General features: G+C 61.5%; 22 protein-coding genes. 14 read left to right on the top strand and 8 right to left on the bottom strand.

Annotated elements, in window-relative coordinates:
• Positions 1-156 precede the first annotated feature (156 nt).
• Genes dgcB through etfB form a run of 3 tightly spaced genes read left to right on the top strand, consistent with a single transcriptional unit; the run spans position 157 to position 4,101 of the window.
• Positions 157-2,100 carry a dimethylglycine demethylation protein DgcB gene (dgcB, locus tag ACZRMO_RS08015; protein ID WP_463972470.1) on the top strand — a complete coding sequence of 648 codons (1,944 nt, stop codon included), beginning with the start codon at positions 157-159 and terminating at the stop codon, positions 2,098-2,100.
• Positions 2,100-3,320 carry an electron transfer flavoprotein subunit alpha gene (gene etfA, locus ACZRMO_RS08020; RefSeq protein ID WP_463972471.1) on the top strand — a complete coding sequence of 407 codons (1,221 nt, stop codon included), beginning with the start codon at positions 2,100-2,102 and terminating at the stop codon, positions 3,318-3,320. Before dgcB ends, etfA begins: the two co-directional genes overlap by 1 nt.
• 10 nt (positions 3,321-3,330) lie before the next feature.
• Positions 3,331-4,101 (top strand): electron transfer flavoprotein subunit beta, encoded by a 771-nt coding sequence (etfB, locus tag ACZRMO_RS08025; RefSeq protein ID WP_463972472.1) that lies wholly within the window; start codon positions 3,331-3,333, stop codon positions 4,099-4,101.
• Between the two features lie 1,020 nt (positions 4,102-5,121).
• On the opposite strand, the gene gbcA is transcribed toward etfB, so the two are convergent.
• The gene (gene gbcA / locus ACZRMO_RS08030) at positions 5,122-6,417 is read right to left on the bottom strand and encodes a glycine-betaine demethylase subunit GbcA (protein ID WP_463972473.1); all 1,296 of its coding nucleotides are present in this window, start codon (positions 6,415-6,417) and stop codon (positions 5,122-5,124) included.
• Positions 6,418-6,699: 282 nt separating this feature from the next.
• Between gbcA and gbcB the strand changes: the two genes are divergently transcribed.
• Positions 6,700-7,800 carry a glycine-betaine demethylase subunit GbcB gene (gbcB, locus tag ACZRMO_RS08035; RefSeq protein ID WP_124527192.1) on the top strand — a complete coding sequence of 367 codons (1,101 nt, stop codon included), beginning with the start codon at positions 6,700-6,702 and terminating at the stop codon, positions 7,798-7,800.
• Positions 7,801-8,004: 204 nt separating this feature from the next.
• On the opposite strand, the gene ACZRMO_RS08040 is transcribed toward gbcB, so the two are convergent.
• The 3 genes from ACZRMO_RS08040 to ACZRMO_RS08050 form a co-directional block, all read right to left on the bottom strand.
• Positions 8,005-8,538 (bottom strand): REP-associated tyrosine transposase, encoded by a 534-nt coding sequence (locus ACZRMO_RS08040; protein WP_463972474.1) that lies wholly within the window; start codon positions 8,536-8,538, stop codon positions 8,005-8,007.
• Positions 8,539-8,621: 83 nt separating this feature from the next.
• Positions 8,622-8,822, bottom strand: a complete 201-nt coding sequence (locus ACZRMO_RS08045; protein ID WP_463972475.1) for a hypothetical protein — start codon at positions 8,820-8,822, stop codon at positions 8,622-8,624.
• Positions 8,823-8,995: 173 nt separating this feature from the next.
• Positions 8,996-10,036, bottom strand: coding sequence for a threonine aldolase family protein (locus ACZRMO_RS08050; RefSeq protein WP_463972476.1), 1,041 nt, complete (start codon positions 10,034-10,036; stop codon positions 8,996-8,998).
• A 90-nt stretch (positions 10,037-10,126) separates the two neighbouring features.
• On the opposite strand from ACZRMO_RS08050, the gene ACZRMO_RS08055 reads away from it, so the two are divergent.
• From ACZRMO_RS08055 to fdhA, 8 genes are all read left to right on the top strand, one after another.
• Positions 10,127-10,849 (top strand): TraX family protein, encoded by a 723-nt coding sequence (locus ACZRMO_RS08055; protein WP_463972477.1) that lies wholly within the window; start codon positions 10,127-10,129, stop codon positions 10,847-10,849.
• Positions 10,850-11,086: 237 nt separating this feature from the next.
• On the top strand, positions 11,087-12,340 hold the full coding sequence (gene glyA, locus ACZRMO_RS08060; protein ID WP_124527189.1) for a serine hydroxymethyltransferase: 1,254 nt from the start codon (positions 11,087-11,089) through the stop codon (positions 12,338-12,340).
• 22 nt (positions 12,341-12,362) lie between these two features.
• Positions 12,363-13,613, top strand: a complete 1,251-nt coding sequence (locus ACZRMO_RS08065) for a sarcosine oxidase subunit beta (protein WP_010207084.1) — start codon at positions 12,363-12,365, stop codon at positions 13,611-13,613.
• 15 nt (positions 13,614-13,628) lie between these two features.
• Positions 13,629-13,931 (top strand): sarcosine oxidase subunit delta, encoded by a 303-nt coding sequence (locus tag ACZRMO_RS08070; RefSeq protein ID WP_017738445.1) that lies wholly within the window; start codon positions 13,629-13,631, stop codon positions 13,929-13,931.
• Entirely contained in the window at positions 13,928-16,945 is a 3,018-nt protein-coding gene (locus ACZRMO_RS08075) for a sarcosine oxidase subunit alpha (protein WP_463972478.1), read from the top strand. The genes ACZRMO_RS08070 and ACZRMO_RS08075 overlap by 4 nt, the downstream gene beginning before the upstream one ends.
• A gap of 120 nt (positions 16,946-17,065) precedes the next feature.
• On the top strand, positions 17,066-17,698 hold the full coding sequence (locus ACZRMO_RS08080) for a sarcosine oxidase subunit gamma (protein ID WP_463972479.1): 633 nt from the start codon (positions 17,066-17,068) through the stop codon (positions 17,696-17,698).
• 138 nt (positions 17,699-17,836) lie between these two features.
• Positions 17,837-18,694 carry a formyltetrahydrofolate deformylase gene (gene purU / locus ACZRMO_RS08085; protein ID WP_016977808.1) on the top strand — a complete coding sequence of 286 codons (858 nt, stop codon included), beginning with the start codon at positions 17,837-17,839 and terminating at the stop codon, positions 18,692-18,694.
• A 188-nt stretch (positions 18,695-18,882) separates the two neighbouring features.
• On the top strand, positions 18,883-20,082 hold the full coding sequence (gene fdhA / locus ACZRMO_RS08090; protein ID WP_463972480.1) for a formaldehyde dehydrogenase, glutathione-independent: 1,200 nt from the start codon (positions 18,883-18,885) through the stop codon (positions 20,080-20,082).
• 48 nt (positions 20,083-20,130) lie between these two features.
• On the opposite strand, the gene ACZRMO_RS08095 is transcribed toward fdhA, so the two are convergent.
• The 4 genes from ACZRMO_RS08095 to ACZRMO_RS08110 all read right to left on the bottom strand — a co-directional run bounded on the left by ACZRMO_RS08095 (position 20,131) and on the right by ACZRMO_RS08110 (position 22,514).
• Positions 20,131-20,505, bottom strand: coding sequence for a hypothetical protein (locus ACZRMO_RS08095; RefSeq protein WP_463972481.1), 375 nt, complete (start codon positions 20,503-20,505; stop codon positions 20,131-20,133).
• Between the two features lie 167 nt (positions 20,506-20,672).
• Positions 20,673-21,131, bottom strand: coding sequence for an anti-sigma factor domain-containing protein (locus tag ACZRMO_RS08100; RefSeq protein ID WP_463972482.1), 459 nt, complete (start codon positions 21,129-21,131; stop codon positions 20,673-20,675).
• A gap of 85 nt (positions 21,132-21,216) precedes the next feature.
• Positions 21,217-21,894, bottom strand: coding sequence for an anti-sigma factor (locus tag ACZRMO_RS08105; protein WP_463972483.1), 678 nt, complete (start codon positions 21,892-21,894; stop codon positions 21,217-21,219).
• On the bottom strand, positions 21,891-22,514 hold the full coding sequence (locus tag ACZRMO_RS08110; RefSeq protein WP_463972484.1) for a sigma-70 family RNA polymerase sigma factor: 624 nt from the start codon (positions 22,512-22,514) through the stop codon (positions 21,891-21,893). The genes ACZRMO_RS08105 and ACZRMO_RS08110 overlap by 4 nt, the downstream gene beginning before the upstream one ends.
• A 151-nt stretch (positions 22,515-22,665) precedes the next feature.
• Between ACZRMO_RS08110 and ACZRMO_RS08115 the strand changes: the two genes are divergently transcribed.
• Both ACZRMO_RS08115 and ACZRMO_RS08120 read left to right on the top strand, forming a co-directional pair.
• Entirely contained in the window at positions 22,666-23,235 is a 570-nt protein-coding gene (locus ACZRMO_RS08115) for a DUF2780 domain-containing protein (RefSeq protein ID WP_463972485.1), read from the top strand.
• Positions 23,236-23,440: 205 nt separating this feature from the next.
• On the top strand, positions 23,441-23,877 hold a 437-nt coding region (locus tag ACZRMO_RS08120), incomplete at its 3' end, for a hypothetical protein (protein WP_463972486.1).

Consider the following 23,877-nt stretch of genomic DNA (forward strand, 5'->3'; position numbering starts at 1 on the left):
TGGACTCGGTCTGAAAATGTGGGAGCGGGCTTGCTCGCGAAGACGGTGTGTCAGTCGATGCATCTGGTGGCTGACACACCGCATTCGCGAGCAAGCCCGCTCCCACATTTGGGGCCAGTTTCACAGTAGACCTGTGTGGTCTTTGGGAGCTTCACCATGTTGAACACCCTGCTTCCCATTTTATTGTTTGCCGCCCTGGGCCTTGCCGTCCTCGGCGCCCTGCGCCGGGTAAACATGTGGCGCCGTGGCCGTGCGTCCAAAGTCGACCTGCTGGGCGGCCTGCTGGCCATGCCCAAACGCTATATGGTCGACCTGCACCACGTGGTCGCCCGCGACAAATACATCGCCAACACCCACGTCGCCACGGCGCTGGGCTTTGTGCTGTCGGCATTGCTCGCCATCCTGGTCCACGGCTTCGGCCTGCAAAGCCGTATCCTCGGCTACGCCTTGCTGCTGGCCTCGGTGCTGATGTTTGTCGGTGCGACCTTCGTCTACCTGCGTCGGCGCAACCCGCCGGCGCGCCTGTCGAAAGGCCCGTGGATGCGCCTGCCGAAAAGCCTGATGGCGTTCTCGGTGAGCTTCTTCCTGGTGACCTTGCCGGTGGCCGGGATCCTGCCGGCGGACTTCGGCGGCTGGCTGCTCGCGGCGTTGCTCGGCGTGGGTGTGTTGTGGGGCGTGAGCGAGATGTTCTTCGGCATGACCTGGGGCGGCCCGATGAAACACGCCTTCGCCGGTGCCCTGCATCTGGCCTGGCACCGCCGCGCCGAGCGTTTTGGCGGCGGGCGTTCCACCGGTTTGAAGCCGCTGGATCTGAGCGACAAGAGCGCGCCCCTGGGCGTGGAAAAACCCAAGGATTTCACCTGGAACCAACTGCTGGGTTTCGACGCCTGCGTGCAGTGCGGCAAGTGCGAAGCCGCGTGCCCGGCCTTTGCTGCCGGCCAGCCGCTGAACCCGAAAAAGCTGATCCAGGACATGGTCGTCGGCCTGGCCGGTGGCACCGATGCCAAGTTCGCTGGCAGCCCTTACCCAGGCAAAGCGATCGGTGAACACAGCGGCAACCCGCATCAGCCGATCGTCAATGGTTTGGTGGACGCCGAGACCCTGTGGTCCTGCACCACCTGCCGTGCCTGCGTGGAAGAGTGCCCGATGATGATCGAGCACGTGGACGCCATCGTCGACATGCGCCGCCACCTCACCCTGGAAAAAGGCGCGACGCCGAACAAGGGCGCCGAAGTCCTCGAAAACCTCATCGCCACCGACAACCCCGGCGGCTTCGCTCCGGGCGGCCGGTTGAACTGGGCGGCGGACCTGAACCTGCCGTTGCTCAGCGAAAAAGGCAGCTGCGAGGTGCTGTTCTGGGTCGGCGACGGTGCCTTCGACATGCGCAACCAACGCACCCTGCGCGCCTTCGTCAAAGTGCTCAAGGCGGCGAATGTCGACTTCGCCGTGCTCGGCCTGGAAGAGCGCGACAGCGGCGATGTGGCCCGCCGCCTGGGCGATGAAGCGACCTTCCAGTTGCTGGCTTCGCGCAATATCCAGACCCTGGCCAAGTACAGTTTCAAGCGCATCGTCACCTGCGACCCGCACAGTTTCCATGTGCTGAAAAACGAGTACGGCGCCTTCAACGGCAACTACGTTGTGCAGCACCACAGCACCTTCATGGCCGAGCTGATCGGCGAGGGCGCGCTGAACCTGGGGCAGCACAAGGGCAATAGCGTGACCTATCACGACCCGTGCTACCTGGGCCGCTACAACGGCGAGTACGAGGCGCCGCGCCAAGTGCTGCGCGCGCTGGGGATCGAGGTCAAGGAGATGCAACGCTCGGGCTTCCGTTCACGCTGCTGCGGCGGTGGTGGCGGGGCGCCGATCACCGACATCCCTGGCAAGCAACGCATTCCCGATATGCGCATGGAAGACATCCGCGAAACCGGTGCCGAACTGGTGGCCGTAGGTTGTCCACAGTGCACAGCGATGCTTGAGGGCGTGGTCGAACCGCGTCCACTGATCAAGGACATCGCGGAACTGGTGGCCGATGCGTTGCTGGAGGACGCTGCACCCGCCAAAGCCCCCATAAAGCGTGAACCTGCGGAGGTGCACTGATGAGCGACATTATCCGCCGCGACCCACGCGCTGAGTGGATCGCCCGCAACCGTCTGCACCCGCTGCATGCGGCGATGCAACCGGTGCAACACAGCTGGATGGGGCCCAACGGCGTCATCCGCAAGAACGTACATGGTGTCGGTTTTATCGGCCCCAACGGCATCAAGCGCATCGACCGCAGCGGCGCCCAGCAGGGCGGCGCGGCCAAGCGCACGGCGGCGGTGGAAGTGCAGTTGCCGCTGCATCAGATTGCCACGCCGGCGTTCTACATCAACGTGGTGCCGGACATGGTCGGCGGCCGCCTGAGCAGCCACGACCGCGACTTGCTCGGCCTCGCCCGGCAACTCGCGGGCAGCGACGGCGCGGTGCTGGCCGTGGTGTTTGGCGAGCACAAGGAAAGCGCGTTTGCCACGGCCGGTGTCGATCGGCTCCTGGTGCTGGAGGGCCACGAGTTCGACGGTTATGCACCGGAACAACGGGTGCAAGGTTTGCGGGCTGTGGATAACCAGTTCAATCCACGCCACTGGTTGCTGCCGGACAGCCGCAGCGGTGGCGGCGAATTGGGCCGGCGCTTTGCTGCCAGCCTCAAGGAACGCCCGGCCACGCGCGTATGGCAGATCAAGGGTGACGAGTGCATCGGCCGCGCCGGTGCGGGCCAGGAAGACTTGGCCCGGCCATTGCCGCGCCTGATCCTCGCTGCCGTGGAGTGCGCGGAACCGGTCAGCGAAACCCGCCACGAAGAGTTGCCTGTAGAGTTATCCACACCCCTGGCGCGCAGCCTGCCGCGCATCGAAGACCTCGGCGCGGTGGCGGTGGACCCGGCGGCGATTCCAATGGCGGAAGCAGAATTCATTTTCTCCGGCGGCAACGGCGTGAAGGACTGGGCACTGTTCCACCAGACCGCCGCCGCCCTCGGCGCCACCGAAGGCGCGTCACGGGTGGCGGTGGACGACGGCTTTATGGCCCGCGACCGCCAGGTTGGCGCCAGCGGCATCTGGGTCACCGCACGGGTGTATGTGGCGGTGGGTATTTCCGGGGCGATCCAGCACCTGCAAGGCATTGGTGCCTGCGACAAGGTGGTGGCGATCAACCTCGACCCAAGCTGCGACATGATCAAGCGTGCCGACCTGTCGGTGATCGGCGACAGCGCCGCGATTCTGCAAGCCTTGATCGTGGCGGTCGAGACCTACCGCAACGGCGCCAAGCGCGATGCGGCTTAAGGAAATGGCTATGAATACGAACGTAATCAGCCTGGTGTCCATCGGCGCCCACCCGACTTCCGGGCGCCCGCGCCGCGCCGAGCAAGACGCGCGCGCGGTCGAGCTGGGTTTGCAGATGGCTGGGGATAAGTTGCAGGTGCTGCACGCTGGCAACATCAACGAGCCGACCCTGCGCAGTTACCTGGGCATGGGCCTGCCGCAATTGCATGTGCTGGAACAACCGGCCGGCAGCGATGCTTTACCGGTGCTCAGCGACTATCTGCGCGATGCCGGTGCCCACGTGGTGCTCGCCGGCAGCCAGGCGGAAACCGGCGAAGGCTCGGGCATGTTGCCGTTTTTGCTCGCCGAGCAATTGGGTTGGCCGTTGATTGTCGGGCTGGCGCAGGTGGAGTCCATCGACGGCGGCGTGGCGCATGTGCTGCAAGCCTTGCCACGGGGGCAGCGGCGGCGGTTGAAGGTGCGCTTGCCGTTCCTCGCGACGGTGGACAACGCCGCGCCGAAGCCTCGGCAAAGTGCCTACGGGCCGGCGCAGCGGGGTGAGTTGGCGGCCCATGAGGTCGAGGTTGAAGAGGATGGTTTGTTCGTCGATGCGGTGCTGCAACCAGCCAAGCCTAGGCCCAAGCGCTTGAAGGTGATCAAGGCCAAGAGCGGTGCGGACCGGATGAAGGCGGCGACGGCCAAGGCCAGCGGTGGTGGCGGGCAAGTGCTCAAGGGCGTGAGCGCGGAAGAAGGCGCGCAGGCGATTCTCAAGTTGTTGGTGGAAGAGGGCGTGGTCCGCTAACCCCAAAACACCACAAAACCCTGTGGGAGCTGGCTTGTGTGGGAGCTGGCTTGCCTGCGATAGCATCGCCTCGGTCTGGCTGATAGACCCAGGTGTCTGCATCGCAGGCAAGCCAGCTCCCACAGTTGATCTTCATTGTGTCTGGGGTTGCGGTGCTGGTGCTGGCTTGGGCACCAGCTCCAGTAATGGCTCCCAAGGCGGCGCCGGAGCCTTCATCAACTTCGGCCGTGCGGATCAGCCCTGAGACCACCTGGGTTTCGTTGTTACTCGCCGTTGCTGCGGTTACCCACAATCGCTGTGTGCGTGGCTGTGGATAAGGTGTTTGTGGCTGTCCACAGGCCACGTGAATCAACGGTTACAGGGGCTTGTACGAAAAATGACCAGGCTAAGTGACGGTTTTTAGGGAAGTTTTCGTGTGGATAAGGCCGTCGAGCGATCTGGAGTTGCCCCCAAAGTCTGTTGGCGCTTCTGTGGATAAGATGTTCGCTATCGTCTACAGGCCTTATGGATAAAGGCTTTCGCTGATATGGCTAAAAAGTGATCAATTTGTCTGTAAATGCGAATGAAAGCTCTGAAAGCCTTGGTTTATGAAGCTTTGGCGTGGTTTTCCACAGCGCAGGCAAAGTTACACCCAAAGTCTGTTGGCCGTTCTGTGGATAAGGTGTTTGCGTACCGCTAGAGGCCACGGTTTAAGCTGCTTTCAGGGTTATGGTTAAAAATTGACCAGTGCCTGCTTAAAACCGGCTAGTTGAATAAGTCACGGATTTTCTTCAGTTAATTGTGGGAGGCGAGCACAGTTGCCCACAATTGCTGTGGGTGTCTTTGTGGATAAGTTGTTGGGTAAAGGCTGGAGGGCAGGGCGGGAGGGGGCTGCAAGGGTGTTGCTCAAATCTTGAACACTGAGAGGGGGAATGTGGGAGCGGGCTTGCTCGCGAAGGCAGTGTGTCAGTCAATGCATTTTTAACTGATCCACCGCTTTCGCGAGCAAGCCCGCTCCCACACAAGCCCGCTCCCACATTTTTATTCGTGTACGGCAACACCCTTGAGGTATGGCGCTGGCGCCGCACCCAGGTTGCTGAGCATGCGCTCGCTGTACCAATCCACAAAGTTCACCACGCCGAACTCATACGTCTTGGAGTACGGGCCAGGTTGGTAGGCCGTGGAGTTGATGCCGCGCTGGTTTTCTTCGGCCAGGCGACGGTCCTGGTCGTTGGTGGCATCCCACACCTGGCGCATGCGTTCCACGTCGTAGTCCACGCCTTCGACGGCGTCCTTGTGCACGATCCACTTGGTGGTAACCATGGTTTCCTGGGCGCTGATCGGCCACACGGTGAACACGATGATGTGGTCGCCCATGCAGTGGTTCCACGAATGGGGCAGGTGCAGGATGCGCATAGAGCCCAGGTCGGGGTTCTTGATGCGGCCCATCAATTTTTGGCAACCCTGCTTGCCGTCCAGGGTCATCGATACAGTGCCCTTGAGCAGGGGCATACGCACGATGCGGTTACGCAGGCCGAAGCTGGCGTGAGCGTAAGGGATTTTCTCGGCGTCCCAGGCCGCAGCGGAGGCGGCGACGTGGTCCTTGAACGCCTGGTCGGCACGCGGGTCGGTGACGTCGTCCCATTCCAGCAGGGTTTTCAGCAGCTCGGGGTGCGACGCGTTGCAGTGGTAGCACTCGCGGTTGTTTTCCAGCACCAGCTTCCAGTTGGCTTTTTCGAACAAGGTGGTCTGGATCGCCACCTTGGTGTTCTCCATGTCATACGGTTCCATGTAATGGTTCAGCGTCGACAGGAAGTCATCGATGGCCGGCGGGTTCTCGGCCAGGCTGATGAAGATGTAGCCGCCGGCGGTCTTCACGTTCACCGGTTTCAAGCCGTATTGCTTCATGTCGAAGTCGGCACCCATCTCGGTGCCGGCGAACAGCAGGCGGCCGTCCAGTTCGTAGGTCCACTGGTGGTAGTGGCAAACCAGCTTGGCGACCTTGCCCTTGTCGCTGGTGCACAGACGCGAACCGCGGTGGCGGCACACGTTGTGAAACGCATGCACCACGCCTTCGGCGCCACGGATCACGATGATCGGGTTCTTGCCCACTTGCAGGGTCAGGTAGTTGCCCTTGGCGGGGATCTCGCAGGTCATGCCGGCGATCAACCACTCTTTCTGGAAGATCTCCTGCATGTCGATATCGAACAGCCGCTCATCAGAGTAAAACGGCTGTGGCAGCGAAAAGGTACGCTCGCGCTCTTGCAGCATTTGCGCGGTGGCCTTGCGTGCGGGTTCCAGCGGATCGCCCAAGCTTAAGGTTGCGGTGACGTCCATCGTGTGTGTCCTCATGGCCATTCTGTGTGGCCGGCGAATAGTGGCTACGGTTGTTGCAGTGCAAGGCGTAAAGAAAGCGTCGTTGTTGGGAGCGAGTGTGGGGCCGCCGATGCGTCGAACCTTATCCATGGGCGACATGGCCCAATCTGATCCCGACGCTTAACCCTAGGTCGTTGGGGCCTGGTCGCGATAAGTATGTGAATGTCGCAGATAGGTAAATGGGCGCATTCGGCGTTACGCAGAATCGCCACCATAAGGCCGACGTCGGCGGTGGAGAACAACATGTCTAACAATTTCCTGAATCCGGTAACCACCCAGACCTGGGCCAATGGTCGGCACATTGTCCGTTGCGTCAAAGTCATCCAGGAAACCTGGGACGTGCGCACCTTTTGTTTTATGGCTGATCAACCGATCCTGTTCTTTTTCAAGCCTGGGCAGTTCGTCACCTTGGAGCTTGAAATCGAAGGCCAGCCGATCATGCGTTCGTACACTATTTCCAGCTCGCCGTCGGTGCCGTATAGCTTCTCGGTAACCATCAAGCGTGTACCGGGCGGCAAAGTCTCCAACTGGTTGCACGACACGCTGCATGAGGGCCAGGAACTGGCGGTGCACGGGCCGGTGGGGTTGTTCAACGCCATCGACTTCCCGAGCCCGAAAGTGCTGTACCTCAGCGGCGGCGTCGGGATCACCCCGGTGATGTCCATGGCGCGCTGGTTCTACGATACCAACGCCAACGTCGACATGACGTTTATCCACAGCGCCCGCTCGCCCAAGGACATCATCTACCATCGCGAACTGGAGCACATGGCGTCGCGGATCGACAACTTCAGCTTGCACCTGATCTGTGAGAAGCACGGCTTGGGTGAGCCTTGGGCGGGTTATCGCGGTTACCTGAACCACAAGATGCTGGAGCTGATGGTGCCGGACTTCCTCGAACGCGAAGTGTTCTGCTGCGGGCCGACGCCGTACATGAACGCGGTGAAGCGCTTGCTGGAAGTCGCCGGTTTCGACATGGCGCGGTATCACGAGGAATCCTTCGGCGCGACGCCACCGGAAGCCCGTGCCGATGCGGTGGAACAAGCTGAACAAGCGGCGGATGCGCCGGAAGTCGATCTGGCGGATCTGCACCAGGTGGAGTTCATCGCGTCGGGCAAAAGCATTCGCGTCGCCCCTGGGGAAACCGTGCATGCCGCGGCCGCCAAGCTTGGCCTGTTGATCCCGAAAGCCTGCGGCATGGGCATCTGCGGGACGTGCAAGGTGATGAAGCTGGGTGGTGAAGTCGAGATGGAGCACAACGGCGGGATCACCGAGGAAGACGAAGCCGAGGGTTACATCCTGTCGTGCTGCAGCGTGCCGAAAGGCGACGTACGCATCGAGTTCTAACAGCGAGCGCATGATCGTTCCCACGCTCCGCGTGGGAACGCCTCCTGGGACGCTCCGCGTCGCGCGTGACGCAGAGCGTCACGGGCTGCATCCCCACGCGGAGCGTGGGGACGATCATTGCGCTCCGGGTTACCCCTGATCGTCCCTGATCGTACCCACGCTCCGCGTGGGAATGCCTCCTGGGACGCTCCGCGTCCCACCTCATTAATACCAGCGCTGGATATCGATCAGCCCCTCCACTCCCGCATAGTTACGCGCACTGGAATACCGCCAGTGTTCTGCCAAATCCACGTAACCGCGTTTAACCGGATTGTGGTGGATGTATTCGAGCTTCTGTCGCATCACAGCCTCGCTGTACACCATCTCGGCATGTGAGCCTTCTTGCCAAAGTTGATAAACCCGATCCGTCTTGTGTGCGCGTTTGCTGAAGCGCAGGCGTTGCAGAACGCGTTCGGCGCCCTTGTTTTGCAGGTCATCAATGATGGAGCGGGCGGTGAAAGATTTGAATTGGCGCAGGCACTTGTTCAGGTCAGGTGCCTGGGCAACGAAATGCAGGTGGTTTTCGAGGATGACGTAGCCGTAAAGGTTTAAGTCTTTATGGCGTTGCTGGTAGCGCCAGCAATTCAAGAGATGGGCAACGAGGTAGTCTCGGGTGAACAACGGTAGCCACTCCATGACGGTACATGTCAGGAAGTGCGGTTTTTCAGGTTCGGTGATGATGTAGCGGCTTCTGCCCATGCATTCTTCCTTGAATGGGACGCGGAGCGTCCTGGGATGCATTCCCACGCAGAGCGTGGGAACGGTCATCAGTGTGGGAAGGGTTACTGGGCGTAGATGTGTACGACGAAGTTCTGGCCTGATGCTGTCAATTCATAGACTTTATCGTAGATCCGCAGCGTCCTGGATGGCTCGCGGATGGTGTCGCCGACTTTGGCGGATGTCCTGAACTCATCCCAGTCGATGACTGTGGTGCTGACGCCGTCGTCGCTTTGCAGGGTAGTGCCGTTGCTTAGATATTCCATGGTTTAGCTCTCTGCTGGATTTCCGTTTCCGGCCGATGATTCGGCAGGCAGTTGGGCCCGAAAGGTGGCCGCTGCAGCGGCCTTTTCCTTGCGGGTTCCAAGAGGCTAGTCAATGAAAATGCAGTGTGCTGCTGTCAGAAATATCAAATAACAGACTCGGCATTACGCCAGTATCAGGCGCCCATCACTTCGCGAATATCCGCCGCTAATTCTCTTACACGCTCTTCCTCGGTATCCCACGCACACATGAAACGCGCGCCGCCTTTGCCGATGAAGGTGTAGAAGCGCCAGCCCTTGGCCGTCAACGCGGCGATGGCCGGTTCTGAGAGCTGTAGGAACACACCGTTGGCCTGCACCGGGAACATCAGATCCACACCAGGAATGTCCGCCACCAGGCTGCTCAGCAATTGCGCGCAATGGTTGGCGTGGCGTGCGTGTTTGAGCCAGGCGTCGTTTTCCAGCAGGCCCACCCATGGCGCGGACAGGAAGCGCATTTTCGACGCCAATTGGCCCGCCTGTTTGCAGCGGTAGTCGAAGTCTTCGGCCAGTTTGTGGTTGAAGAACAGGATCGCCTCACCCACTGCCATACCGTTCTTGGTGCCGCCAAAGCACAGCACGTCGACGCCGGCTTTCCAGGTCAGGTCGGCGGGTGAGCAGCCGAGGAACGCGCAGGCGTTGGAGAAGCGCGCGCCATCCATGTGCAGGTTCAGGCCCAGCTCTTTGCAGGTGGCGCTGATGGCGCGGATTTCGTCCGGGGTGTACACGCTGCCCACTTCCGTGGCCTGGGTCAGGGTGACCACGCGGGGTTTGGGGTAGTGGATGTCCTGGCGCTTGAGGGCGATCTCGCGGATCGACTCCGGGGTCAGCTTGCCGTTTTCAGTGCGGGCGGTGAGCAGCTTGGAGCCGTTGGAGAAAAACTCCGGCGCGCCGCATTCGTCGGTTTCGACGTGGGCCGTTTCCGAGCAAATCACGCTATGGTAGCTCTGGCACAGCGAGGACAACGCCAGGGAGTTGGCGGCGGTGCCGTTGAAGGCGAAGAACACTTCGCAGTCGGTTTCAAACAGGTTGCGGAAACCGTCGGCGGCGCGGTGGGTCCATTCATCATCGCCGTAGGCACGTTGATGGCCCTGGTTGGCTTGTTCCATGGCGGCCCAGGCTTCCGGGCAGATGCCGGAATAGTTGTCGCTGGCGAATTGTTGGCTCTTGTCGGTCATGGCCCATTCCTGTGGTCGATGTTGGTGCGCACTGTAACCAAGATTGTCGGGGGTGCGCACGCACTGTAAATGCAAAGTCGTTGGGGAATTATGCACGCTACTGACACCTTGCCTGTCGGACCTGTCCGAGACGGCGCTTTGGACTTGCTCAAATGGCTGGCGCTGCTGTGCATGGTGCTTGATCACCTGCGGTATGTCGGGTTGAGCCTGGATGGCTTGCATGTACCGGGGCGCCTGGCGTTCCCGTGGTTTTGCCTGGCGATTGCGGCGAACCTGCACCGGGTTAAAAACGCTTCGGTCAGTTGGCGTTACCTGGGGTGGCTGCTGCTGTTCAGCGTGATCAGTGAGGTGCCGTATCGGATGTTTATCGAGGATGCCGATACGTTGAACGTATTGCCGACCTTGGCGCTGGGCCTGCTGGTTGCGCGAGGATGGCAGCAGAAGGCGCTTTTTGATCGAGGATTGGCGTTGATTGCCGTCGCGATAGCCGCGGTGTTTTCCTCGCAGTTGATGTTCGGTTTTTTCGGCGTATTACTGCCGTTGGCGATGCTGTTGGTGTTCAGTCGTCCGTGGTATTTCAGCTTATTGCCGGGGTTGGTGTGTGTGGCCGCCAATCAATGGCAGGTTTTGCTCAATAGCGACACGCTGGTGGCGACGTTGGGGCTGGCCGCATGCCTGATTGCGCCATTGGCGGGTTTGTTCTTGTTGCGACATGCCAAATACGTCTCGCCACCGGCCATGCGGCGCTGGGCTTATACCCTTTATCCGCTGCATTTCCTGCTGCTGCTAATCGTCCGCAAGATCATCGCCTAACCCCTGTGGGAGCTGGCTTGCCTGCGATGCAGGCACCTCGGTGTGTCAGTTGCACCGAGGCGATGCCATCGCAGGCAAGCCAGCTCCCACAGGGGGCGGTGCACAATATTCCGGCAATGTCGTAAACGCACCTTTGCGTGGCGCGCGTAGGCATTTGATCTACAAGCGCCAGCCCTACCATCGCATCAAAGGGCCCTGCACCGGGCCTCAACAATACGAAAGGCTGGGAGAGACGCGATGTTCAGCAAACAAGACCAGATCCAGGGATATGACGACGCACTGCTGGCGGCCATGAACGCCGAGGAGCAGCGCCAGGAAGATCATATCGAGCTGATCGCGTCAGAGAACTACACCAGCAAACGTGTGATGGAAGCGCAAGGCAGCGGCCTCACCAACAAATATGCCGAAGGCTACCCGGGCAAGCGCTACTACGGTGGCTGCGAGCATGTGGATAAAGTCGAAGCCCTGGCCATCGAGCGCGCCAAGCAACTGTTCGGCGCCGATTACGCCAACGTGCAGCCGCACTCTGGTTCTTCGGCCAACAGCGCGGTGTACCTGGCCCTGATCAACGCCGGCGACACCATCCTCGGCATGAGCCTGGCCCACGGCGGCCACCTGACCCACGGCGCCAAGGTGTCGTCCTCGGGCAAGCTGTACAACGCGGTGCAATACGGCATCAACACCGACACCGGCCTGATCGACTACGACGAAGTCGAGCGCCTGGCGGTCGAGCACAAGCCGAAAATGGTTGTGGCCGGTTTCTCTGCCTACTCCAAGACCCTGGATTTCCCACGCTTCCGCGCCATCGCCGACAAGGTGGGCGCGCTGCTCTTCGTCGACATGGCCCACGTCGCCGGCCTGGTTGCCGCCGGCCTGTACCCGAACCCACTGCCGTACGCCGACGTGGTCACCACCACCACCCACAAGACCCTGCGCGGTCCACGCGGTGGCCTGATCCTGGCCAAGGCCAACGAAGAAATCGAAAAGAAACTCAACGCTGCCGTGTTCCCCGGCGCCCAGGGCGGCCCGCTGATGCACGTCATCGCCGGCAAGGCCGTGTGCTTCAAGGAGGCGCTGGAGCCGGGCTTCAAGGCGTACCAGCAGCAAGTGATCGACAACGCCCAGGCCATGGCCGAGGTGTTCATCAAGCGCGGATATGACGTGGTGTCCGGCGGTACCGATAACCACCTGTTCCTGGTCAGCCTGATCCGTCAGGGCCTCACCGGCAAAGAGGCGGACGCCGCCCTCGGTCGAGCCCACATCACCGTCAACAAGAACGCCGTGCCGAATGACCCGCAGTCGCCCTTCGTGACCTCGGGCCTGCGCATCGGCACCCCGGCGGTGACCACCCGTGGTTTCAAGGTGCCGCAATGCATCGAACTGGCTGGCTGGATCTGCGACATCCTCGACAACCTCGGCGACGCCGATGTCGAGGCCAACGTGGCCAAGCACGTGTCTGCCCTGTGCGCTGATTTCCCGGTTTATCGCTGAGCGCGGTTTTGGAGTAATGACTATGCAACGCTACTCGGGCTTCGGCCTCTTCAAGCACTCCCTCAGCCACCACGAAAACTGGCAGAAGATGTGGCGCACGCCGACCCCTAAAAAGGTCTACGACGTGGTCATCGTCGGCGGCGGCGGGCATGGTCTGGCGACCGCCTACTACCTGGCCAAAGAGCACGGCATCACCAACGTGGCCGTGGTCGAGAAAGGCTGGCTGGGCGGCGGTAACACCGCGCGCAACACCACCATCGTGCGTTCCAACTACCTGTGGGACGAGTCGGCGCACCTGTATGAACACGCGATGAAACTGTGGGAAGGCCTGTCCCAGGACCTGAACTACAACGTGATGTTCTCCCAGCGTGGCGTCTACAACCTGTGCCACACCCTGCAAGACATCCGTGATTCCGAGCGCCGCGTGAGTGCCAACCGCCTCAACGGCGTGGACGGCGAGCTGCTCAACGCCAAACAAGTGGCCGACGAGATCCCGTACCTCGACTGCTCCAAGAACACCCGCTACCCAGTCCTCGGCGCCACCGTGCAACGGCGCGGCGGCGTGGCCCGTCACGATGCCGTGGCGTGGGGCTTTGCCCGTGCTGCCGACGCCCTCGGCGTGGACTTGATCCAGCAGACCGAAGTGATCGGCTTCCGCAAGGAAAACGGCGTGTGCATCGGCGTGGAAACCAACAAGGGCTTTATCGGCGCCAAGCGCGTCGGTGTGGTCACCGCCGGTAACTCCGGGCACATGGCGTCGCTGGCGGGCTTCCGCCTGCCGATCGAATCCCACCCGCTGCAAGCGTTGGTGTCGGAGCCGATCAAGCCGATTATCGACAGCGTGATCATGTCCAACGCCGTGCACGGTTACATCAGCCAGTCCGACAAGGGCGACCTGGTGATCGGCGCCGGTATCGACGGCTACAACGGCTATGGCCAACGTGGCTCGTACCCGGTGATCGAACACACCATCCAGGCCATCGTCGAGATGTTCCCGGTGCTGTCGCGCGTGCGCATGAACCGTCAGTGGGGTGGCATCGTCGACACCACGCCGGATGCGTGCCCGATCATCTCCAAGACGCCGGTACCGAACATGTTCTTCAACTGCGGTTGGGGCACCGGTGGCTTCAAGGCCACACCGGGCTCAGGCAACGTGTTTGCCGCCAGCCTGGCCAAGGGTGAAATGCACCCGTTGGCCGCACCTTTCTCCATCGACCGTTTCCACAACGGTGCGTTGATCGACGAACACGGCGCTGCGGCCGTCGCCCACTAACAGGAGAAATTTCCTATGTTGCATATCTTCTGTCCTCACTGTGGCGAACTGCGCTCCGAAGAGGAATTCCACGCGTCCGGCCAAGCGCACATCCCGCGCCCGCTGGACCCGAATACCTGCACCGACGAGCAGTGGGGCGACTACATGTTCTTCCGCGACAACCCGCGCGGCCTGCACCACGAACTGTGGATTCACGCCGCCGGTTGCCGCCAGTACTTCAACGCGACCCGCGACACCCTGACCTACGAAATTCTTGAAACCTACAAGATCGGTGAGAAGCCACAATTCACCGCCAAGGCCTCTGGAGAGAAGGTATGAGCCAGACCAATCGCCTGTCCAACGGTGGCCGGATCGACCGTAACAAAGTCCTCACGTTTACCTTCAACGGCCAGACCTACAAGGGCTTTGAAGGCGATACGCTCGCCGCCGCCCTGCTGGCCAACGGCGTCGATATCATCGGCCGCAGCTTCAAGTATTCGCGTCCTCGCGGCATCTTCGCCGCCGGCGCCGAAGAGCCGAACGCGGTGTTGCAGATCGGCGCGACCGAAGCCACCCAGATCCCCAACGTGCGTGCCACGCAACAGGCGCTGTACCAGGGCCTGGTCGCCACCAGCACCAACGGCTGGCCGAACGTCAACACTGACGTGATGGGCATTCTTGGCAAGGTCGGCGGCAAGCTGATGCCGCCGGGTTTCTACTACAAAACCTTCATGTACCCGCAATCGTTCTGGATGACGTACGAGAAGTACATCCGCAAGGCCGCGGGCCTTGGCCGCTCGCCGACCGAGAACGACCCGGACACCTACGACAACTTCAACCGTCACTGCGACGTGCTGGTAGTCGGCGCAGGCCCTGCCGGTTTGGCCGCTGCACTGGCCGCCGCACGCAGCGGTGCCCGCGTGATCATCGCCGACGAGCAGGAAGAGTTTGGCGGTTCGCTGCTGGACTCCCGTGAAAGCCTCGACGGCAAGCCGGCCGCGGAATGGGTCGCCAGCGTCATTGCTGAATTGAAAGCCTTGCCCGACGTGGTGCTGCTGCCCCGCGCCACCGTCAACGGCTACCACGACCATAACTTCCTGACCATTCACGAACGCCTCACCGACCACCTTGGTGACCGTGCGCCGATTGGTGTGGTGCGCCAGCGTATCCACCGGGTGCGCGCCAAGCGTGTGGTGCTGGCGACCGGTGCGTGCGAGCGTCCGCTGGTGTACGGCAACAACGACGTGCCGGGCAACATGCTCGCCGGTGCGGTTTCGACCTACGTGCGTCGCTACGGCGTGGCACCGGGCAAGAAGCTGGTGCTGTCGACCAACAACGACCACGCCTACCGCGTTGCGCTGGATTGGCTCGACGCCGGTCTGCAAGTGGTCGCCGTGGCCGATGTACGCCACAACCCTCGTGGTGCGCTGGTGGAAGAAGCCCGTGCCAAAGGCATTCGCATCCTCACCGGCAGCGCCGTGATCGAAGCCCGTGGCAGCAAGCACGTGACTGCCGCTCGCGTCGCCGCGATTGATGTGAAAGCACACAAAGTCACCAGCCCCGGCGAGTGGCTGGACTGCGACCTGGTGGCCAGCTCCGGCGGCTACAGCCCGGTGGTCCACTTGGCCTCGCACCTGGGCGGCAAGCCGACCTGGCGTGAAGACATCCTCGGTTTTGTTCCGGGCGAAGCACCGCAGAAACGGGTGTGCGTCGGTGGCATCAACGGCGTCTATGGCCTCGGCGATTCCCTGGCCGATGGTTTTGAAGGCGGCGTGCGCGCGGCCAGTGAAGCCGGTTTTGCGCCGGTCGAAGGCACCTTGCCAAAAGCCTTGAGCCGCTTGGAAGAGCCGACCCTGGCCGTGTACCAAGTGCCCCACGACAAGCCAACCGCACGGGCACCAAAGCAATTCGTCGACCTGCAAAACGACGTGACCGCCGCCGCCATCGAACTGGCGACCCGCGAAGGTTTCGAGTCGGTCGAGCACGTCAAACGCTACACCGCGCTGGGCTTTGGTACTGACCAGGGCAAGCTGGGCAACGTCAACGGCCTGGCGATTGCTGCCCGTTCGTTGAACGTGACCATTCCGCAGATGGGCACCACCATGTTCCGCCCGAACTACACGCCGGTGACCTTTGGCGCCGTAGCCGGTCGTCACTGTGGGCACATCTTCGAACCCGTCCGCTACACCGCCCTGCAAGCCTGGCACGTGAAGAACGGCGCCGAGTTTGAAGACGTCGGCCAATGGAAACGCCCGTGGTACTTCCCGCGCAACGGTGAAGACCTGCACGCTGCGGTGAAACGCGAATGCCTGGCCGTGCGCGACAGCGTCGGCCTGCTGGATGCCTCCACCCTGGGCAAGATCGACATCCAGGGCCCGGATGCCCGCGAGTTCCTCAACCGCATCTACACCAACGCCTGGACCAAGCTCGATGTGGGCAAGGCGCGCTACGGCCTGATGTGCAAGGAAGACGGCATGGTCTTCGACGACGGCGTCACCGCCTGCCTCGCCGACAACCACTTCCTGATGACCACCACCACCGGCGGCGCTGCTCGCGTCCTGCAGTGGCTGGAAATCTACCAACAGACCGAGTGGCCAGACCTCAAGGTGTACTTCACCTCGGTCACCGACCACTGGGCCACCATGACCCTGTCCGGCCCCAACAGCCGCAAGCTGCTGGCCGAAGTGACCGACATCGACCTGGACAAGGACGGCTTCCCGTTCATGACCTGGAAAGAAGGCCTGGTGGGCGGCGTACCGGCGCGGGTGTTCCGGATCTCGTTTACCGGTGAGCTGTCGTACGAAGTCAACGTGCAAGCCGACTACGCCATGGGCGTGCTGGAAAAAATCGTCGATGCTGGCAAGAAGTACAACCTGACCCCGTACGGCACCGAAACCATGCACGTGCTGCGGGCCGAGAAGGGCTTCATCATCGTCGGCCAGGACACCGACGGCTCGATGACCCCGGACGACCTGAACATGGGCTGGTGTGTGGGGCGTACCAAGCCGTTCTCGTGGATCGGCTGGCGCGGCATGAACCGTGAAGACTGCGTGCGTGAAGAGCGCAAGCAACTGGTGGGCTTGAAACCGGTGGACCCGAAAGTGTGGCTGCCGGAAGGCGCGCAGTTGGTGTTCGATCCGAAGCAGTCGATTCCGATGAAGATGGTCGGTCACGTCACGTCCAGCTATGCGCACAACTCCCTCGGCTATTCGTTCGCGATGGGCGTGGTGAAGGGTGGCTTGAAGCGCATCGGCGAGCGGGTGTTCTCACCACAGGCGGATGGCAGCGTGATCGAGGCGGAGATTGTGTCTTCGGTGTTCTTCGATCCTAAGGGCGATCGCCAGAACATTTAACACCTGATCGTTCCCACGCTCTGCGTGGGAATGCATCCCGGGACGCTCCGCGTCCCAAGAGCGTCCATGGCGGCATTCCCACGCAGAGCGTGGGAACGATCAATTCAGAACAGGTGCTTTATGACAGCAGCCAATGTTTACCAACAACGCCCAACCACCGGGGCCAAGGCCGAGTCGTCGCTGCACCATGCCGACCTCGCCAGCCTGGTCGGCAAGGGCCGCAAGAACGCCGGCGTGACCGTGCGGGAAAAGAAACTCCTGGGCCATCTGACCATCCGTGGTGATGGCCATGACGCAGCCTTTGCTGCCGGCGTACACAAGGCCCTGGGCATCGAGTTGCCAGGTGCCCTGAGCGTGATCATCAAGGGCGACACCAGCCTGCAGTGGCTCGGCCCGGATGAGTGGTTGCTCATCGTGCCAAGCGGTGAAGAATTCGCTGCAGAGAAAAGCCTGCGTGACGCCCTGGGTGAGCTGCATATCCAGATCGTCAACGTCAGCGGCGGCCAGCAGATTCTGGAACTGAGCGGGCCGAACGTACGCGATGTGCTGATGAAGTCCACCAGCTACGACGTGCACCCCGACAATTTCCCGGTGGGCAAGGCGGTGGGCACGGTGTTCGCCAAGTCGCAACTGGTGATCCGCCACACGGCCGAAGACACGTGGGAACTGCTGATTCGCCGCAGCTTCTCGGACTACTGGTGGTTGTGGTTGCAGGATGCGTCCGCCGAATTCGGCCTGAGCGTCCAGTCGTAATGATCGTTCCCACGCTGATCGTTCCCACGCTCTGCGTGGGAATGCATCCCGGGACGCTCCGCGTCCAAAGAGCGGACGCAGAGCGTCCATGGCGGCATTCCCACGCAGAGCGTGGGAACGATCTAGGAGTCACTAATAATGAGCCGCGCACCTGATACATGGATTTTGACCGCCGACTGCCCCAGCGTGCTCGGCACGGTGGACGCGGTCACCCGCTACCTGTTCGAGCAGGGCTGCTACGTCACCGAGCACCACTCGTTTGATGACCGGCTATCGGGCAGGTTTTTTATTCGCGTGGAATTCCGCCAGCCCGACGGTTTTGACGAGCAGGGTTTCCGCGACGGCCTGGCCACACGCGGTGAAGCGTTCGGCATGATCTTCGAGCTGACGGCACCGAACTACCGGCCAAAAGTGGTGATCATGGTCTCCAAGGCCGATCACTGCCTCAACGACCTGCTGTACCGCCAGCGCATCGGCCAACTGTCGATGGATGTAGTCGCGGTGGTGTCCAACCACCCCGACTTGAAACCGTTGGCCGACTGGCACCAGATTCCCTACTACCATTTCCCCCTCGACCCTAACGACAAACCGTCCCAGGAGCGTCAGGTGTGGCAGGTGGTGGAAGACACCGGGGCGGAATTGGTGATCCTTGCGCGCTACATGCAAGTGCTGTCGCCGGAGCTGTGCCGCAAACTTGATGGAAAGGCCATCAACATTCACCACTCGTTGTTGCCTGGGTTCAAGGGCGCGAAGCCGTATCATCAGGCGTACAACAAGGGTGTGAAATTGGTCGGCGCCACGGCGCATTACATCAACAACGATCTGGACGAAGGCCCGATCATCGCCCAGGGCGTGGAGGTGGTGGATCACAGCCACTATCCCGAGGATTTGATTGCCAAGGGGCGGGATATTGAAGGGCTGACGTTGGCCCGGGCGGTGGGGTATCACATTGAGCGGCGGGTGTTTCTCAACGCCAATCGCACGGTCGTTCTTTAGATCGCTATCGCAGGCAAGCCAGCTCCCACATTTTTGGCCGTGTGAACCCGATCAAATGTGGGAGCTGGCTTGCCTGCGATGAGGCCCTGACAAACAACGCAAAAACAGCATCTGTAACCCGAGCACTTAAACGCGCTGCCCAACCAACGGGCAACGCAGTTCCATAAAAACAACAGCGAGGTGAAAGCATGTCTGGTAATCGTGGTGTCGTGTATCTCGGCAACGGCAAGGTCGAAGTACAGAAAATCGACTATCCCAAAATGCAGGACCCCCGTGGCAGGAAGATTGAGCACGGCGTCATCCTGCGCGTGGTCTCCACCAATATCTGCGGCTCCGACCAACACATGGTGCGCGGCCGCACCACTGCCCAGGTCGGCCTGGTGCTCGGTCACGAGATCACCGGCGAAGTGATCGAGATGGGCAGCGGCGTCGAAAACCTGAAAATCGGCGACCTGGTCTCGGTACCGTTCAACGTCGCCTGCGGTCTGTGCCGCTCCTGCAAAGAACAACACACCGGCGTGTGCCTGAGCGTCAACCCGGCCCGCGCGGGCGGTGCCTACGGCTACGTCGACATGGGCGACTGGACCGGCGGCCAAGCCGAATACGTGCTGGTGCCATACGCCGACTTCAACCTGCTGAAACTGCCGGATCGCGACAAGGCCATGGAGAAAATCCGCGACCTGACTTGCCTCTCCGACATCCTGCCTACCGGCTACCACGGCGCCGTGACTGCCGGCGTTGGCCCAGGCAGCACCGTCTACATCGCCGGCGCTGGCCCGGTCGGCCTGGCCGCTGCCGCCTCTGCCCGCCTGCTTGGCGCGGCCGTGGTGATCATCGGCGACGTCAACCCGATCCGCCTGGCCCACGCCAAGGCCCAGGGCTTCGAGATTGCCGACCTGTCCACCGACACCCCGCTGCACGAACAGATCGCCGCGCTGCTGGGCGAGCCGGAAGTGGACTGTGCAGTGGACTGCGTGGGCTTCGAGGCTCGCGGCCACGGGCATGACGGCGTCAAGGCCGAAGCGCCGGCCACCGTGCTCAACTCGTTGATGGGCGTGGTGCGGGTGGCGGGCAAGATTGGTATTCCTGGCCTGTACGTCACCGAAGATCCGGGTGCCGTGGATGCCGCCGCGAAGATGGGCAGCCTGAGCATTCGCTTTGGCCTGGGCTGGGCCAAGTCCCACAGCTTCCACACCGGCCAGACGCCGGTGATGAAGTACAACCGTCAGCTGATGCAGGCGATCATGTGGGATCGTATCAACATCGCCGACATTGTTGGCGTCGAGGTGATCAGCCTGGATCAAGCGCCACGTGGCTACGGCGAGTTTGATGCGGGTGTGCCGAAGAAGTTTGTGATCGATCCGCACAAGCTGTTCAGCGCGGCGTAACCCCTAGCGCCTGAAAAAAGCGACCGAGAGGTCGCTTTTTTTTGCCGGTCATTTCGATGTTGAGAGCCGCAGATAGGGGGTTGAGGTCACGCCGTTTTTATTCACAGTCTTACCGCCGTAATCGCAATAAATCCTGCCGTCCCGTTCGTGGATCTGTTCGGGCTGGAGTTCGTACTCCTTGCTCAGGTAGTCGTCGTCAGTCCCGGCAGTTTGCCCCACCCATGTCTTGCCGTTGGCGGTGACGGTGTATTGGTAACCGTCGCCGAAGGGGAAAGGGATATCCGGGTCGGTATAGGGCTCTGAGCGGATATCGCGAGTGGTCGGGCATTGGCGGGTATTGATGCTTTGGGAGGCAGGCGCGGGTGATTGCTGGCTGCCCAGGGCGCTGAGCACCGCAAAAAAGTTGGGTATTAATCCGATCATAAACCTCACAGCTCCTTGTTTTATGGCTGAGCCTCCACGCTACGGGTTAGTGAAGAGGCTGCCTTGGGTGGGCTGTGAGGTGGGTTCAGTTCCGTTCGCGCGTGGGCAAGCCCCGTAGGATTATGATCGCCAATTACCGGAGTGATTTGCGGCGTGTGCGTCGTATATCAACGAATGGCCAATGCGCCCTGATACACCGTCGGCCCCGTTGGCTGCTTGCTCACTGAGCCGCCTTTGGTTTCCGAACTCACCATCAGCGCCACTGGCTTCTTGATGGTTTCCTGCTGGCGCGGGTTGAGGCCGATGATGCCTTTGCCATCTTCCGGCAACAGGCCAAGGGACACCGGCACGCCGTCCTCGGGGATCGCCCACAGCTCCAGGCTCTGGTCTGGCGCGACGGCGCTGGCAGCAATCGGTTGCACTTCCAGGTAGTCCTTGTGGGCCATGATCTGCGCCGCAGGCTGCTGGGCCGTGGTCACCAGGGTGGCGGCGGACTTGACCGAGTCCTGTGTGTACAGGGCGCCGCCGACACCGGCGAGCACCACAAGGCAAACACCCACGAAAAGACGCGGGCGGGTCCAGAATGAGGGCTTGTACTCAATCACTTGGGGGTCGATCGTAGTCATAGGTCTCTTCCTGACAAATTTTGTAGTTGATTTATGGACCTTGCGCGCGGCGATGGGTTCCTGAGCCCATCAGCCGTGATCTTCGTTAAAGTGATGCCAAATGGCCTTGATATAGCACTGGGCCAGTAGGCTGGCCGGTCGGCGAACCGCCGCGTGGTTCCAGGCTGACGGCCAGGGTCAGCGGCTTGATAAGCAGGGCTTGCTGCGCCGCGCTCAACTCAATCCGACCTTTTCCGCCAGCAGGCACCAAGCCCAGGGATATGGGTTTGCCGCCGCTGGGAATTGCCCACAGCTCCAAGTCCCGCACCGGTTCCACCGCGGCCAACGCCAGCGCCTCGATTTGCAGGTGATCGCCCACTGCCTGCACCCGCAGTGCCGGCTGCTGGCTGGCGTTGAGCAGGGTGGCGTTGTACGTCACGCCCGGATCGCGCGGGTACAACACGCCCACCAACAGCGCCACGCCCACCGCGCAGGCGGCCGCCAGCAGGCGCACATTGCGCCACATCGGTTTCTTCACCGGCAGGTGCAGCACCTGCGGCTCGATGCGCGCCTGGATGCCTGCCCACACGTGGTCTGGCACCGGGTGTTCCGGTAGCCCGCCGGACAGGCTGGCGAGGGCGTCCTGCCAGTGGCCGAGTTCCACGCGCAGCGCCGCATCGTCCAGCAGCAGGCTGTCAAAACGCCGACGGGCGGTAGCCGGCATCAGCCCAACGGCATAGTCGGCAGCGAGGGCGCGGCGCAGGGTAGGGGTCTGGTAGTTCATGATTCAAGGCACCTGCGCAGGCGCTCCATGCCGCGACGGATCCAGGATTTCACCGAACCCAGCGGCGCCGCCATGTGTTCGGCCAGCTCCGCGCACGACAGGCCCTTGAAGTACGCCACGCTGATCGATTGGCGTTCCACGGTGTCGAGGCTGTCGAGGCAACGGTTCAGCGCATGGGCGCCACGTTCGCGATCGAGCTGTTCGTGGGCGCTGGGGCCGTCGTCGAGCAGGGCCTCTTGTTGGCCATCGGCCAGAGGCTGTTCGCGGCGCTTGCGTAATTGGTCGATGGCCAGGTTGCGGGTGATGTTGACCATCCACGTCATCGGTGCCGCCAGGTGGGCCTCGTAGCGCGAGGCGTTGTACCAGATGCGCACGAAGGCTTCCTGCAGCACCTCTTCAGCCAGGTCCGAGCGCCCCATGAACCGCAGGGCGACGCCGTGCAAGCGCGGCGAAACACTGCGGTAGAGCGCCTCGAACGCCTGGCGATTGCCAGAGGCAGATTGGGCCAGCAGGGCGCGCAACGGGTCTGCATCGTGAGTCGAAATAAGGCTTCTCCAGATCACCGAGCGAGGGCTGCGTGACTGCGCTCGGTAAGAGGGTAGTTCAGCGATGGCATTCATTCCATGCAACTCCGGTCGGCGCATGGGAGATATACGCGCAGGCGGATCATTCGGATGCAGCCTTTTCTGAACTAATCTGCGTATGGGAACAATCCTTCGGAACGGTCAGTCAAACAGCTGCTTTTAGCTCCTACATTCAGAGGTTGTCTTGATGAAGATTTCACGCGGTTTTGCCCTGTCCTGCCTGCTGAGCGTAGCGGCCAGCCCGGTGTTTGCTGCCGGTTTCAGCCTCGGCGACGTGGCCAATGCCGTTTCCGGCGCCCAGGGCAACAACAAGGCTGCGGCAGCGGCGCCGAGCTCGCAGACCGCCGGCCTGCTGAGCGCATTGACCTCGCAACTCAATGTCACCCCGGAACAAGCGGTCGGCGGCACCGGCGCCATGCTTGGCCTGGCCAAGAACCAATTGAGCGGCAGCGATTATTCGCAATTGGGCAAAAGTGTGCCCGGCCTGGACCAACTGTCGGGCAACAATGCCCTGGGCAGCCTCGGGGCCTTGAGCGGGATGCTCGGCCAAGCGGGCGGCAGCAAGACCAGCGGCCTGGACGGCCTTCTGGGCAATGTGAAAAGCACCAATGACCTGAACACCGCATTCAGCGCCCTGGGCATGGACAGCGGCATGATCGGCCAGTTTGCGCCGGTGATCCTGCAATACCTGGGTGGCCAGGGGGCTAGCAGCTCGGTGCTGGGCAAGTTGGCCCAGGCTTGGGGGACTGGTGGTTGAGCGTGCTTGCCTGAGGTTGATGTATGCAGTTTCTACAGCGCTATTGGTGTTGTCTTTTTTCGTTAGCGGGGGATTGTCGGTGTAATAACTTGTAGCGAGGTCAGAGGAACTGTAGGAGGTTGGAGGGCCACGTAGTAGTACCTTTCACAGCTATGTAATTAGGTGCTGGTGTGAGGGATAAATCAACTGACACAGTGGTGATCGAATGACTTCTCTCAATCCTCTGCATACAACGATGCAGAACATTTACAACCAACTCAGCAACCAAGTGCAGAGCACTAAACCTGGTTGGGCTGACGCAGATGTAGCCCAACGCTTGGGGGTTCCGGCGGGTTTAGTGCAGGACTTGCGTAATGACGTGAAGGCCGCGGTTGATGGACATGATCCAGAAAAGACAGCTGCTAACCTGCTAAAAGGCCTGCAAAAACTCCAGACATTTGTTGGCTCTCAAGGCTTGTACGGCAATGCCGATGCAAAAGAGCTGCCTGCCGACCTAGGTCCGGATCGCGATGGTATTTCTTTGGTGATGGGAAAGGACGGCCGGCCAGAACAGGTCAAGATGGCAAAAGAACTGCCTGCCGACTCAGGTCCGGATCGCGATGGTATTTCTTTGGTGATGGGAAAGAACGGCCAGCCAGAACA

This window comes from Pseudomonas sp. B611 (assembly GCF_055407965.1).